Annotated in this window: 12 protein-coding genes; 3 read left to right on the plus strand and 9 right to left on the minus strand. The window is 55.2% G+C overall.

The window, feature by feature from the left end; translation table 11 throughout:
- Positions 1 to 40: 40 nt before the first annotated feature.
- Positions 41 to 1153 (minus strand): glycosyltransferase family 4 protein, encoded by a 1113-nt coding sequence (locus A3850_RS02495; protein WP_068213887.1) that lies wholly within the window; start codon positions 1151 to 1153, stop codon positions 41 to 43.
- Positions 1154 to 1205: 52 nt separating this feature from the next.
- Complete coding sequence (locus A3850_RS02500) at positions 1206 to 1640, minus strand: hypothetical protein (protein WP_068213889.1); 435 nt, start codon at positions 1638 to 1640, stop codon at positions 1206 to 1208.
- 131 nt (positions 1641 to 1771) lie between these two features.
- Here A3850_RS02500 and A3850_RS02505 point away from each other — a divergent pair, with 131 nt between their 5' ends.
- Positions 1772 to 3118, plus strand: a complete 1347-nt coding sequence (locus A3850_RS02505) for a pitrilysin family protein (protein ID WP_197493970.1) — start codon at positions 1772 to 1774, stop codon at positions 3116 to 3118.
- A gap of 135 nt (positions 3119 to 3253) precedes the next feature.
- On the opposite strand, the gene nqrF is transcribed toward A3850_RS02505, so the two are convergent.
- The 7 genes from nqrF to A3850_RS02540 form a co-directional block, all read right to left on the minus strand.
- Positions 3254 to 4558 carry an NADH:ubiquinone reductase (Na(+)-transporting) subunit F gene (gene nqrF / locus A3850_RS02510; protein WP_068213890.1) on the minus strand — a complete coding sequence of 435 codons (1305 nt, stop codon included), beginning with the start codon at positions 4556 to 4558 and terminating at the stop codon, positions 3254 to 3256.
- A gap of 151 nt (positions 4559 to 4709) precedes the next feature.
- Positions 4710 to 5318: an NADH:ubiquinone reductase (Na(+)-transporting) subunit E gene (gene nqrE, locus A3850_RS02515; RefSeq protein ID WP_068213892.1), complete on the minus strand. Its 609-nt coding sequence runs from the start codon at positions 5316 to 5318 to the stop codon at positions 4710 to 4712.
- A gap of 70 nt (positions 5319 to 5388) precedes the next feature.
- Positions 5389 to 6126 (minus strand): NADH:ubiquinone reductase (Na(+)-transporting) subunit D, encoded by a 738-nt coding sequence (locus A3850_RS02520; protein WP_068213894.1) that lies wholly within the window; start codon positions 6124 to 6126, stop codon positions 5389 to 5391.
- Between the two features lie 36 nt (positions 6127 to 6162).
- Entirely contained in the window at positions 6163 to 6906 is a 744-nt protein-coding gene (nqrC, locus tag A3850_RS02525; protein WP_068213895.1) for an NADH:ubiquinone reductase (Na(+)-transporting) subunit C, read from the minus strand.
- Positions 6907 to 6960: 54 nt separating this feature from the next.
- Positions 6961 to 8367, minus strand: a complete 1407-nt coding sequence (nqrB, locus tag A3850_RS02530; RefSeq protein WP_068213897.1) for an NADH:ubiquinone reductase (Na(+)-transporting) subunit B — start codon at positions 8365 to 8367, stop codon at positions 6961 to 6963.
- A gap of 63 nt (positions 8368 to 8430) precedes the next feature.
- Positions 8431 to 10047: a Na(+)-translocating NADH-quinone reductase subunit A gene (locus tag A3850_RS02535; protein WP_082921575.1), complete on the minus strand. Its 1617-nt coding sequence runs from the start codon at positions 10045 to 10047 to the stop codon at positions 8431 to 8433.
- Positions 10048 to 10231: 184 nt separating this feature from the next.
- Complete coding sequence (locus A3850_RS02540) at positions 10232 to 10903, minus strand: hypothetical protein (RefSeq protein WP_068213899.1); 672 nt, start codon at positions 10901 to 10903, stop codon at positions 10232 to 10234.
- 325 nt (positions 10904 to 11228) lie between these two features.
- Between A3850_RS02540 and xerD the strand changes: the two genes are divergently transcribed.
- Both xerD and A3850_RS02550 read left to right on the plus strand, forming a co-directional pair.
- Positions 11229 to 12143, plus strand: a complete 915-nt coding sequence (gene xerD, locus A3850_RS02545; RefSeq protein ID WP_068213901.1) for a site-specific tyrosine recombinase XerD — start codon at positions 11229 to 11231, stop codon at positions 12141 to 12143.
- 351 nt (positions 12144 to 12494) lie between these two features.
- Positions 12495 to 13538 carry a hypothetical protein gene (locus A3850_RS02550; protein ID WP_068213902.1) on the plus strand — a complete coding sequence of 348 codons (1044 nt, stop codon included), beginning with the start codon at positions 12495 to 12497 and terminating at the stop codon, positions 13536 to 13538.
- Positions 13539 to 13554: the final 16 nt, after the last annotated feature.

A 13554-nucleotide genomic window follows, 5' to 3' on the forward strand; every position in this document is an offset into this window, starting at 1 on the left:
TTTTGGCGAAGCCGGCGGTTGTTTCAATCAAGCTGAAATCCTACCGATAAAGCGTGTGGCCGGGCCCCTTCACGAGTACGGTATAAGCATCCAAAAGGCGGCCCGTAGTTTTCTCGGCGTTCAGGTAATCGCGGGCGAACTGCCCGGCGGCATCTCCCAATCGGTTGCGGAGGGCGGGGCTTTCGGCCAGGGACTGAAGGGCATCCCGCAGGGCATCCTCATCCTTTGGCGGGACGATCAGGATCAGGTCTTCATTTAACTGCTGCATTGGGCCTCCGACGTGGAGGACCGGTAAGCCCGCGAATAGCGCTGCATAAAGGGGTTGAAGCGATGCCCGGGCGTTCAGATGGGGAAAGACGACGGCATCCACTGCTGACAGCAATGCCACCTCATTGTCCACTTCTTCCACAAACGTGTACTGGTGGGCGTAGTAACTATCCGTCAGAAACGATTCGAATTCGGGAGTCTGCAAGCCTTTCCCCAAAATGAGGAAGTGCAAGCCCAGATCAGCCGGGAGGCGGCGGATGGCTTCGCCGAGGTAATCCAGGCCCTCGCTTCCACTCGCGCGAATGAGTACGGTGATTCGATCGTCCGGAATCCCGTAGGTGCCTTCCAGGTTACTCGCCGTAACGTTTTCGTACCAACTCGGGTCGTGGCCGAATGCTACCACCGAAGTCTGGCTTCGGGAGCTAAAGGGCGCGGCGGATATCAGCCGTATCTGTTCGTGGCGGTGGGAGAATATTGCATCCACCCGGGGGTGGAGGTGTTCAAAGTAGGCGCGGCCAGTCCACCAGCGGGTGGCTGGCTCCCCATTGAAGTGGGTAATGACCTTTCCCGGCCACCCCTTGGCCGCCTTAATTCCAGCAGCAAAGACACCGCGGCCAATCAGGTGGAGGAGATCGTAGTCTCCACCCTTCAGTTCCGCACTGATGGCGCCTACTAGTTGCTTTTGGTCATGCTTTTTGGTGGAATTTCCCACTCGCCGCAGGCCTTCAATTTCGGGCCAATCCTCGTCATTCCCCAGTTCCGTCAATACCGTTACCTGCTGCCCGTAGTTCTGCACCAGGCTCAGGCACATCCGGCCGAGCGGGCTGGTGGTCCGCAGGGAATTTGCTTGGTCACTGACCAGGAGGATGGAGAATTGTTGGTGCACGCGGCGAAGATAGTTGCCCGGTCCGGCATGCCTAATCCATCCGTAGTTTTCGCTACTTCCCCAGCCACCTCCGGCGGAGCATCCTACAGCTTTTTTCGCTGCCACCGGCCTCCACGGCTTCGTCCATGCGGTCGATGGCCAGTACCATTAGCTCGTTCGTCCACCCGGCACCCGCGCAAGCGCAGGAAAAGGAAGAATCGCGCAGCGCGGAGTAATAGGTAGCACGGTTACACGCAGTGGATTCGGGAGCGCTGGCACAAGTTTTTGGGCGCTGCCGCAGGTGCGGTGCGGGGAAGGTCTGGCAAGGATAGTGCAGATGATAAGTGGGCAATTGCTCGTGGCTGATGCTGCCACCCCCGTCGCCGTAGACGCGCAGGCGCCAACCCGTGGGGCTTTCGATCTCGGTGTAATCGAGGGCATCAACCGGGAGGGATTGGCCCGGGCCATTACAGGAAAAGAGGACGAGAAGAAACAGGGCGCGGATCATGAGCGGGGAGTAGCGGCAGGACCTTGTATCAACTACGATGCAGATCCCGCAATTTTTGGTGGGCGGGCGACACGGGCGCTCACCTGATTGGCGCTACGAACGGGAGGATTTCTGCCTACAACCTCTCACCGTTGGCGACATCCTATTACCTCAAACTATCCCCAGGCGAACGGGTTATTGAGACGGAGCCGGACGGTACTTCCCGCCGCTCACGAAAAACCACCCCGCGCTTGATCGACTACGAGCATTACGTATTACCCAATGGCCTCACCGTTGTCCTGCACCACGACCCGAAACGGACGGTGGCCGTCGTCAACGTTCTCTATAAAGTAGGCAGCCGCAACGACCCGCCGGGGCGGACGGGTTTCGCCCACCTCTTCGAGCACCTGATGTTCGAGGGCAGCACCAACGTGGACAATTTCGACGACGTACTCCAGATGGCCGGTGGCGAAAACAACGCCATGACCGGCGCGGATACGACGGTGTACTACGACATCCTCCCCGCCGCCAACATCGAAACCGCCCTCTATTTGGAGAGCGACCGGATGCGGGGGCTGAGCTTCAGCGAAAAATCCCTCGCCACCCAGAAAAAGGTGGTCGTGGAAGAGTTCAAGGAAACCTGCCTCGAAGAACCCTACGGTGATCTTTTCCACCATCTCAGCGATTTGGTGTACGAAACCCACCCCTACCGCTGGCCGGTGATCGGCCTCAACTTTGAGGACATCGAGCAGGCGACGCTGGAGGACGTCAAATCCTTCTTCTACCGCCACTACCGGCCGGACAACGCCATCCTGGTGGTCGCCGGTGGCTTTGACGCGGCAACTATCCGCGAACGGATCGAGCACTACTTCGGAGACATCCCCCCTGCGGCCGACGGCACCGCACGCTCAACTCCTGAAGTGGAAGCTGAACAAACCGCCCCCCGCAGCAGGGTGGTGACTGCGGACGTCCCCAGCCCCGTCATCTACCAGTATTACCGGACGCCCGGCAGGCTGTACGACATTTACGTGGCGCTGGATGTGGCTGCATTCCTACTGGGTGGTGGCCGCTCCTCCTACCTCTACCGCAAATTGATCCGAGATACGGACCTCTTCGCCGAGGTATCCGCCGGCATGAGTGATACCTACGACTACGCTGGCTTGTTGGTAGAAGCCCGCCCTGCGGAAGACGTGGATTACGCAACTGCCCGCGCCGCGCTTGATGCCGCCATCGAGGAGTTCGTCAAGGAGGGCGTCAGCCAAAGCCAACTGGAGAAGACCGTTAACCGGATGGAAACGACCAATCACTTCAAGTCGCTTTCCGTAGCCAGCCGCGCTAACGACCTTGCCTTTTACGCTTCCATCGACCGGATGGATCTCGTCAATACCGAAGCCGCCATGTACCGCGCCCTGACGGTGGAGGACGTCAATGAGGTGATTCGGGAGTACCTGCAGCCGCGTTGGCGGAGTGAAGTGGAGTATTTGGTGGAGGAGGAGTGAGGGCCAGACTAGTCCAATCTCTGATAAAGTGATTTACAGTCTGAAATTGTGGAGTACTTCATTCCGAATAAAACCAAAAAATCCCCGGTCACTGGTAGTGACTGGGGATTTTTCTGATTGATAATCAAGCAGGAATTACCCACCAAAATCATCAAAAGCAATGTTCTCTTGAGGAACGCCGAGGGAATCAAGCCCGTCGATAACGGTTTTGTTCATCATCGGGGGGCCACAGAAGTAGTACTCGATCTCTTCGGGCTCGGGGTGCTTGTTGAGGTACTGCTCCATCACGACGGGCATGATGTACCCTTTGAAGCCGTCGCCGGGAGCGTCGATGTCTTCCTTGACCTTCCAGTTGTCCTCTTCCAGTGGGTTATCGAGGGCCACGTAGAATTTGAAGTTGGGGAACTCCTTCTCGATCTCACGGAACTGCTCGATGTAGAACAGCTCCCGCTTCGTACGCCCACCGTACCAGTAGGATACTTTGCGGTCCTTGGTCTTCAGGGTGTGGAAGAGGTGGAACAAGTGGCTACGGAGAGGGGCCATACCGGCGCCACCACCAATGTAAACCATTTCCTTCTGAGTCGGCTTGATGAAGAACTCACCGTAAGGGCCGCTGATGACGACTTTGTCACCGGGCTTCTGGTCGAAGACGTAGCTGGAACAGACACCGGGGTTGACGTCCATCCATCCGCCCTTCTTGCGGTCGAACGGTGGCGTAGCGATCCGGATGTTGAGCATGATGATGTCACCTTCCGCCGGGTGGTTAGCCATGGAGTAGGCGCGGAACTGCTCTTCGCTGTTGACCATCTTGAGGTCCCACAGCTTGAAATTGTCCCATTCGCTCTGGAACTTGTTCGGGTCGTCACCGTGGTGCTCGGGGTGAGCGGTGATGTCGATGTTCTTGTAGTCAACGGTTACCTTGGGTACGTCGATCTGGATGTAGCCGCCGGATTCAAAATCCATCGTTTCACCTTGCGGCAGTTGCACTACGAACTCCTTGATAAAGGAGGCTACATTGTAGTTAGACTTGACGGTACAGTCAAATTTCTTGATACCAAAGATCTCTTCCGGGATCTGTACCTCCATGTCACCACGGACCTTCACCTGACAAGCCAGACGCTTGTGCTCGGCGACTTCCCGGCGGGTAAGGTGGTTAAGCTCGGTAGGAAGTACGTCACCACCACCGGCAGTAATGTGACATTCACACATGGCGCAAGTACCACCTCCACCACAGGCGGATGGGAGGAAGACGTTCTTGTCGGACAGCACGGTAAGCAGGGAGCTACCGGGCTGCACCATGAGTGGGTTTTCGCTGTCGCCGTTGACGACAATCTTAACCTCACCCTGGGGTACGAGTTGTTTGCGTGCGTAGAGCAGGATGGCGGTCAGCGCCAGTACTACTGCTGAGAAAATGATAACCGCCCAAAGAATCGTAAGCATCTTATTCGGTTTTAAAGTTTCGAAGCCACCAAAAGGGAAGCTCCGTTATTGTTGTCACCCCATTACAAGCAGGATTTCATACCTACTGTTTAGGGATCAATGTCATTTGTTGGTAGTAGCGGATACTTAGTCCGCTGTGTACCGGATTGGTTTACTCTCCGGGTGTCCAACCACCAAACACGGCGGGGTCCAGACCGGAAAGGCTGAGGAAAGCCAGACCCATCAAACCCGTCAGGAGGAAGGCCATACCCAAACCGCGCAGGGCCGGTGGCACTTTGCTGTAACGGATCCGTTCCCGGATGGCCGCAATGGCAATGATGGCCAGGAACCAACCAAAACCACCACCAAGGCCGAAGGCAACGGACTCGGACAGGTTGTAGTCCCGGCTAACCATAAAGAGGCTACCACCGAGGATGGCACAGTTTACCGTGATGAGGGGGAGGAAGATACCGAGCGCCGCGTAGAGCCCCGGGCTGAATTTTTCCACCACCATTTCCACCAACTGAACCATCGAGGCGATGACCGCGATGAAGATGATGAAGCGAAGAAACTCCAGTTCAAAGTTGAGCAGCAGGTACTCATTGATCAACCAGTTGATTGGCATCGTGATGCCCAGTACGAAGATCACCGCAAGACCAAGGCCGAAAGCCGTGGAGAGTGATTTGGAAACGGCCAGGAAAGAACACATACCCAGGAAATACGCCAGGATCATGTTCTCAATGAAAGCCGATTTGATAAAGATGTTAACTAAGTCGCCCATGGTGAGTCTATAGTCTTTAGTTGTTAGTCAGTGGTGGTAGCTTGCTGTAACGCTAGGATAAGTTATTGCCTTAGCTTACATCAACAAGTTTCGGGTTCTGGGCGCGTTGGATCCAGATCAGTACCGCGATGATGAACATGGCCGCAACGGACATCACCATGAGGCCGTTGTTGGCGTACCAACCGAAGAAGGTATTTCCCCACTGGCCGGGAGTAGTGGTGTCGATGGCGTAAGTGGAACCGGCGCCAATGATCTTCATCTCCAGTCCGCTACCAGCGAAGAGCGATCCCTTACCAAAGAGCTCACGAATGAAACCAACGACGATCAGGATCAAACCATAACCGAGGCCGTTACCGATTCCATCGACGAAGGAACGCCAGGGGCGGTTCGCCATGGCGAAGGCTTCGAGGCGGCCCATCACGATACAGTTGGTGATGATCAGCCCAATGTATACGGAGAGTTGCTTGTAGACCGGGTAGTTCAGCGCCTTGAGCGATTCGTTTACCAGGGTCACCAGCGTAGCGATGATGACCAGCTGGACGATCAGACGCACCGCTTTGGGGATTGAGTTCCGGAGGAGTGAGGTGGTCAGGTTAGCCATCCCACAAACAAAGACCACCGCAACGGCCATCACGATCGATGGATAAACGAGGGAAGTAACGGCAAGTGCGGAACATACACCCAGCACCTGAATGGTGATGGGGTTATTGTCCAGCAAGGGGTCCACCATCAGTTCCCGTTCCTTGGAACCAAACCAGGGTTCTTTCTCGGCAACTTCGGTTTTCTGCGTATCGGTAGCAGTAGCCATGTAATTGATGTTTAGTCCGCGATTGCGGGGTAGTTTTTACTTGAGGTTCATGCTGGTGGAAGCATTTGCCTCCTCCATGTAGGGTTCGTAAGCCTTCAGCCCGCTGTAGAGCATGTCTGTTACACCATCAGCCGTGATGGTTGCGCCACTGAGGCCGTCCACTTCGTGCTCCTGGTCGAGGGCACCACCCTTACGGACGTAAATGGATACGTACTTGTCGCCATCGTAGATCTTCTTACCCACGAATTGAGCGCGCCAAGTGGCGTTATCCTTGATCTCGGCACCTAGACCGGGCGTCTCACCGGCGTGGTCAAAACTTACCCCGGCGATGGTATTGAGGTCCGACTCGAGGGCGACGTTGCCCCAGATAGCATCCCACAGCCCACTGCCGCGTACGCTGAAGATGTAGTAGGCGTCGCTGTCCAAGTTAACTTTATAAACGGGGTACATCCGTTCTTCGGGTTCTTTCTTAAGCTCCTTGGCCATGTCGATATTAACGGCCTTCATACCAGGCATATCCATGGGGTCGCCGTCGGCATCCACGATGGTTTGATCGACCTGCTCTTCGAAGATGGCCAATACTTCCTCATCGGAGAGGCTAGCCAGTGGCTTACCCGCAGCTTCGAGTGGGTTCGCAATAGCCAACAGGATCTGACGCTTGTTGAAGATGTCCTCATTCTTGGCGGCAATGTCTTGCGTAGCCGTTTTGAAACCTGCGAGCAGGAGAGCGACCAGGACGGTCATACCGAGGACGAAGAAGATTACTTTATTAGTACTCATGCTTATTGAGATTCGGGGGTCTGGCCGGGCAATTCACCCAACCGGATGGTTGAATTACTGGCCACTCGTGTTACCGACGGCGGTGTACTCGGATTCTTCGTCGAAGATTTCCATTTCGCCGCGGCGGGTAATCAATTCATTACGCTGCTCGGCCATCTTGTGCGTCCGCTTAGCGCGGCGCTTCATGTTGGCTTCGTAGACGTAGTGGTCGATGAGTGGCGCAAAGGTGTTCATCAATAGGATGGAAAGCATCCAGCCTTCGGGGTAAGCCGGGTTCATAACGCGGATGATCAAACCAATAAAGGCGATGAGGAAGCCGTAAATCCACTTACCGGCGGGGGTATCGGCACTGGATACGGGGTCCGTCGCCATAAAGGTGATGGCAAAGAGGAAGCTACCCATCGCCATCTGGCGTAGTGGGTGGATGGCCATGAACTTAAAAATACCGTCCACATCAGCCGTCAGCTGATCTGGGCTGGGAGCAATGGCGTTCATCATCAATGCGGCTACCATGAAGCCAATCAGGCCACCGAAGATGACGCGGTAGCTGGCGATGCGGGTTACGATCAGGAAGATCATACCGATGACGATGAGTGGAACGCTGGATTCACCAATGGATCCGGGGATCGTACCCCAAAAGATCTGACTTTCCGTGTAGACGGCTTCGACGCCGGCCCAACCTTCCTTAGCGGCAATACCGAGAGGAGTAGCACCCGTCCAACCATCGACGACGGCCATACCGCCCTCACCGAATTGGGAGTATCCAACTAGATTAAAGAGCCAGTCAAAAGCGCCGTGGGCCCAGTTGTACTCAGCCGCTACGTAGGTAGGAACGCCATCAATGGCCACCTTCTCAATGCCGGACACCCATACCTCATCACCGGAGATGGTCGTCGGGTAAGCAAAGAAGATAAAGACCCTAGCCAGCAGCGCGACGTTCCAGATGTTCATCCCCGTTCCGCCAAAGGCTTCCTTACCAAGTACAACGGCAAAAGCAATCGCAACGGCGAGCCACAGCAGGGGGATATCCGGTGGCATAATGAGGGGGATCAACGCGCCCGAAACCAGAAACCCTTCCTCAACGGAGTGGCCATTCTTGGCGGCGTAGAAGAACTCGATACCGAGGCCCACCACGTGGGTTACGATGAAGATCGGCAGGATCTGGATCAAACCGTAGACCACCTTCAGCAAAAAGCCTTCGAGCAGACCGGTGTGCTGGCCAAGCGCTACGAAGTGCTGGTGGCCAATGTTCCACGTACCGAATACGTACAGCAGTTGCAGCACGAGCACGACCTGCACCATGAGGCGCTTAAGGTCCATGCCGTCCTTGATGTGTGCACCGTCAACGGTCACGGCATCCGGCTGGAAGAGGAAAGTATAGAAAGCGTCGTAGGTCGTGTGCGCGAACTTATTCTCCTTCGCGGGCTCGAACTTCTTGACGAAACTGTGTAATGCTTTCATATGGCTATTGTAGCTGAGAGCAGACCCGCCAAAGAATGAGGGGAACGCTCGAATTTTCTTGAATTATCCCTGGGCCTGCATCAAGTTGAGACCGTCACGGAGAATATACTGAAGCGGTTGCTTGGAAACACAGGCAAACTCAGCGAGCGCCACGTCCTCCTCTACCAATTCGTAGATACCGAGGCCTTCCATCTGCTCGAAGTCCGAAATCATGATGGACTTCATCAGTTGCTGCAGGTACAGATCCATGGGGAGCACCCGTTCGTAGTCGTTGTTCACCACGAAGGCCCGGCGCTCACCGTGGCTATTCGTTGTAGCCTCAAAGGTTCCGAAAGTGGGGATCGTTGGAGAAATGGAAGCCCGCGGTTTGATGGGTAGCAACCAACCGAAGATCTCCGGCTCATCCCCTTCCTCAATTACGGTAACCTGGTCGTCGAAGAAGCCTAGGAAACCTTCAGTACCGACGTTATCCCCCGTCAGCACGTCGCCGCTAATGGTGCGGACGTTGACGAAGTTCTCTCCGGACAGCAACTCACCGAGGCTGGCACCAGCGTGAGTGCGAACGTGAGTTGGGGCCTGCAGTGGGGCGCCGGTAAGGGCGACCACCCGGCTCGTATCGTACGTGCCGTTCAGGAAGAGATTACCGAGCAGGAGTACGCCGTTGACGTCCAGCGTCCAACAAGTGTCATCACCGTTCCCGATGGGGTGGATGTGGTGGGCCTGGATACCAACGTTGCCCGCCGGGTGCGCTCCGTCAAAGTAATGCAGCTTAGCGTTCTGGACGCGGTCGTAGGCGGTGGGTGCAGCCTCGCGGCCGTCCAAACCGAGGTAGACGAATCCGTCCGTAAGGCGGTTCAGTACGTCGATACCCTTTTGAAATTGGTCCTCCCGGCCAGCAATGGCAAGTTTACTATCCGCAGCGAGTGGCGCCGTGGAGAAAGTGGACACGAAAATGTCGCGGGGCGTGCGGTCCGGATCGGCCACCACGTTGTAGGGTCGTTCCTGAATGACGGGCCAAACACCGCTTTCCAGTAGGAAGTCCACCAGTACGGAACGGTCCGCGTGCTCGGAGGGCAAATCGTAGCTGCGGCTCACCTGGTCCTTATCGGCCAGGATGATGATGCTGGCAATGGCGCGCTTGAGGCCGCGCTTCACTTCCAGGATCTCACCACTTACGGGGGCGGCGAACTTGATACGCTCCTTTTTCTTGTCGTAAAAGACAACGTCACCAGCCTTTACGCTGTCACCAACCTCAACGGTTACTTTGGGGATGGGCATCAGGCCGTTGAAATCCGGCGGCATGATCGCAAAGCGGCTAGCCTTGATGGATTCGTCGATGGTTCCCGCGGGTTTTCCTTCCAGGGGAATGTCGTAACCCTTCGTCAGTTTGTGGTAGTTCTTACCCTCCAGGTGCTCGGGGCGGCGCTTTCCGAAGAGCTCGCTCACCCGTGGGTAGAGACCCATATTGACCTTGTCGTTATCGATGTTTTTATCCTGCAGATCCAGCACCATGAAGTTGTCAGCAACACTGATGATGATGAAGAAAAGAAGGAGGAGAGCACCCGCGGCGAGGCCGTAGATCAGTAGATTATTGCCACTGGCAGAAGCTTGAGACTGAAGACTGGTAAAAGCCAACAGCAACAGCGGGAGTAACTGTAGTGATTTCCTGGTTAATTTCATGCGCCTGGGTGCGTTTGAAAAGCGGTTTGAAGCGGCGAGCGAAATGCAGCTCACCCAAATTGCCCGCCGAAGCTTCGGAAGGCCTGGAAAAGTTGCGCAAAGTTACAACATAGTCAAGTACTAATCCAGGAAGGGATTAGCATGTTCCGGACGCCATATTATTTAGACCTGGTCTAAGCAATAGCTAGTTTGCGGGCAAACTTCGCTTCACCAATTCACGCGTAGCCAGGCTCAGGAGCAACTGTTCTTCCTTTTCGTTCAAGTCCTGCGGGATGAATTCAAAGGCGCGCTGCCCGAGGGGGTCGGCAGCGTCGTTTTTACCGGCGGTGATGGCGCCAACCTCGCGGTTTCCAACGCTGATGGGCAGGTAGTTTTCTTTCTGCTCTCCCGCAATCCGCGCGATCGGTTGTCCGCTGCGGGCGCCGAGCAGGGTATTACCATCCAGGCTACCTACGGTCTGCCCGTCGATCTGTAGAGAGGTCTTGCCATCCTCCGTCCAGTACACGTAATCGTGTTCCGCCGTGCGGGCGTAGAGGAGTTCATTCACTTTTTTACCGAGGTAGCGGCGGTAGGAGTAGCTCACCACGGGCTCGTGGAAGATCGTCGTAAAGGTGCCTTTCGCCGTCATGCCGGCGCCGGTCTTCACCACCTGTTTGTCCTGCGCCAGGCTGAAAAGATCCAGTTCTTCCTTATTTAAGGGTACCAGGTCGGCCGTCCAGCCATCCATTTCAGATTTTAGCTCGGCGACGGCTTGGTCGCGCTTACTCTTACCGGGCATCCGGTTGCCGGACCACATCCGAAAAAGGAGCAGCAAACCAACAATTAAAAGGACGCTAACAATAGTAAGTGGGATCATGGCGGGAACGGTCTTCAATAAAGGTAGCTTATTTACACTTTTCTCCCATTACCGGTTCGGTTTTCGCTGCTTTCCGGCCTCCAACGATGGGCCGCTCCAACTGAGTACGAGTTTTACTGCGTGGCGCTGCCGCGGGTGCGATGAAATAGGGATGGGCCAAGCCGAAAAAAGAGTGGTTCCCGGAAGGCGTAAATGGAGTCCTATAGTAAAGGACTATCCGGGATCAAGTTATTCGGACGGTTTTCCTCCAGCTTCCAAGGTCAAATATAAACTTCCGGACCTACCAAAGAAGTTGGATGGGCTACCCCCGCCGTAACTTGCGGAAGTGAATACTACCGACTGGGACCAGGCACTCCGAAGCTTCTCCGGCTACCTCAAATTAAACCGGGGCTACAGCGACCATACGCTGACGGCTTATCAATCGGACGTGAGTAAGTTCCCCGCCTACCTGGAGCTGCGGGGCTGGGCGCTCTCTCCTACCCACATTGAGGCCTTTCACCTGGATGGATTCATCGTTTACCTGGCCGAGCTCGGTTTAGGTGCCCGTTCGCAAGCCCGGTTGATCTCCGCCCTCAAGACCTTCTTCGCCTATTTGCTGGACGAGAACCTGATTCTGGCGGACCCCACCGAACTTCTCAAGGCACCGAAATTGGGGCGGAAAATTCCCGAAGTACTGACCTACCACGAGATCCGGGAGCTACTCGGTGCCATTGACCTGAGTACGGACCACGGCATCCGGGACCGCGCCATCCTGGAAACCCTATACGCCTGTGGTCTTCGGGTGAGCGAAGCGACCAGTCTTAAACTGACCAATCTCTACCTTAATCAGGGCTACCTCCGCATCACGGGCAAAGGAAATAAAGAAAGGATTGTGCCCATCGGCGGCGAAGCCATCAAACAATTGGAGTTCTACCTCCACTACGTACGGGTGCACCTACCTACCATCAAACCGGAGGTGGAGAATGTGGTATTCCTGAACCGAAGGGGCGGACAACTAAGTCGGGTATCCGTGTTTACGGCGGTGAAGAAGTACGCGGCGGCGGCTGGCATTCAAAAGCGGGTCAGCCCCCACACATTTCGCCATTCCTTTGCCACCCATTTGATTGAAGGGGGCGCCGATCTACGAGCCGTACAGGAAATGTTAGGTCACGAGTCCATCCTCACTACCGAAATCTATACCCATTTGGATACGGACTTTTTGCGGGAAACGATCCTGTCGTTTCACCCGGCTAATCAGTAGAGGTAAGGCTTAAACTCAAGTTTAGATAGAAAGGTGCTGGGATTAGACCAGCGCCGCGATCGTCGGTAGGTTGAAGAGAACGACGATGATCAGTAACAGGGTTAACAGGAAGGCAGTACGGCCAATGTTTTGACGGAACTCCATGGTACGTGAATTGATAGGTTAACTGGTTTGGGGTAAATGGCAATTGCTTAGTTGCCGGTCCAACTATAACCCCATATTTTTTACTCGTGTTCGGTCTTCCGATAGTTAAGGTGTAACGGATTGCCACGAGGGTGCATAGAGGGTCAAACCTACTCGCTGTCCCATTCAGCTTAGTAGAACTTCCTACTCACACTTCAACAGCACATCATGCTTCTTCGCATCTCTTCTCTGTTACTTGCCCTCTTCCTCTGCACCTGCGTCAGCGCCCAAAATCTGCCGGACAAGGCCAAAAACCGCGCCGCCGACCGGGCCGAACGCAAAGCCAATAACAAGGTCGACCAAAAGGTAGACCAGGCCGTGGACGAGACCTTTAAGGCCATCGAAGGGCTATTCAAAAAGAAGAAAAAGAAAAATAAAAACGGCGAGCCAGCCGCCAATCAAACGGCAACCCAACGGACGGGCACGGCACCCCAAAAAGGAGATGCTGACTACGAACAAACCGTCGACGATGGCGGTCTCGTACCCAACGACGGCAACGAATACGCGGACGACGAAGAAGTGGGCAATGCCCTCTCCAATTTATTTGGGGGCGGCGGCGATTTTGAACCCTACACGAACGACGTAGCCTTCAGTATGGACATGCACGTCAAAAGCATCAAACGCAACGGAAAGACCGAGGAATCCACCATCTCGATGGCCGTAGGCCGCACTCAGGTTGCGCAGAAAGTCAACTTTGAAGACAAGGGCGAAAAGGGCAATAGTTGGTCCATCTTCGATACCCAAACCGGCAAGGTCACGCTAATCACAACTAGCAAGGGCGAAACTACCGGCATGCGGATGAAGAGCCCCAACCTGAGGAACCTCATCAAACCCGACGCCGCCCAGGACTACCTCGACGGCATCACCTACGAAAACACCGGCGAAACCCGCATCATTGAGGGCTACAACACCACCAAGTACGTCATGACGGACACCCGCGAAGGCACCGTAACCGAATCCTGGATCACCACCGACATTGAAATTGACCCCACCGCAATGGCCTCCGCCATGAGCGCCTTCATCGGCGGCCAAACCCTAACGCCCGGTGAAAATGCGCCCGTGGAAGGCTTCCCCATCTTCACCACCTCCACCGATAAAAAAGGCAACCGCTACGAGATGACCTACAAAAACGTGAAGGTGGGCGAAGGGAATATCAATACCCAACTGTTCGATACGGGGAATATTCAGATTCAGGATATTCCAGGGTTCTAAAAAGTCTGTAGTCTAT

Origin of the sequence: Lewinella sp. 4G2 (assembly GCF_001625015.1) — a bacterium.
In the GTDB taxonomy this organism is placed as follows: domain Bacteria; phylum Bacteroidota; class Bacteroidia; order Chitinophagales; family Saprospiraceae; genus Neolewinella.

Excerpts from the sequence above, each read along its gene's own strand:
- A3850_RS02500 (WP_068213889.1), bottom strand. The coding sequence starts at position 1,640 with ATGATCCGCGCCCTGTTTCTTCTCGTCCTCTTTTCCTGTAATGGCCCG.
- nqrF (WP_068213890.1), bottom strand. The coding sequence starts at position 4,558 with ATGCTTACGATTCTTTGGGCGGTTATCATTTTCTCAGCAGTAGTACTG.
- nqrE (WP_068213892.1), bottom strand. The coding sequence starts at position 5,318 with ATGGGCGACTTAGTTAACATCTTTATCAAATCGGCTTTCATTGAGAAC.
- A3850_RS02520 (WP_068213894.1), bottom strand. The coding sequence starts at position 6,126 with ATGGCTACTGCTACCGATACGCAGAAAACCGAAGTTGCCGAGAAAGAA.
- nqrC (WP_068213895.1), bottom strand. The coding sequence starts at position 6,906 with ATGAGTACTAATAAAGTAATCTTCTTCGTCCTCGGTATGACCGTCCTG.
- nqrB (WP_068213897.1), bottom strand. The coding sequence starts at position 8,367 with ATGAAAGCATTACACAGTTTCGTCAAGAAGTTCGAGCCCGCGAAGGAG.
- A3850_RS02535 (WP_082921575.1), bottom strand. The coding sequence starts at position 10,047 with ATGAAATTAACCAGGAAATCACTACAGTTACTCCCGCTGTTGCTGTTG.
- A3850_RS02540 (WP_068213899.1), bottom strand. The coding sequence starts at position 10,903 with ATGATCCCACTTACTATTGTTAGCGTCCTTTTAATTGTTGGTTTGCTG.
- A3850_RS02550 (WP_068213902.1), top strand. The coding sequence starts at position 12,495 with ATGCTTCTTCGCATCTCTTCTCTGTTACTTGCCCTCTTCCTCTGCACC.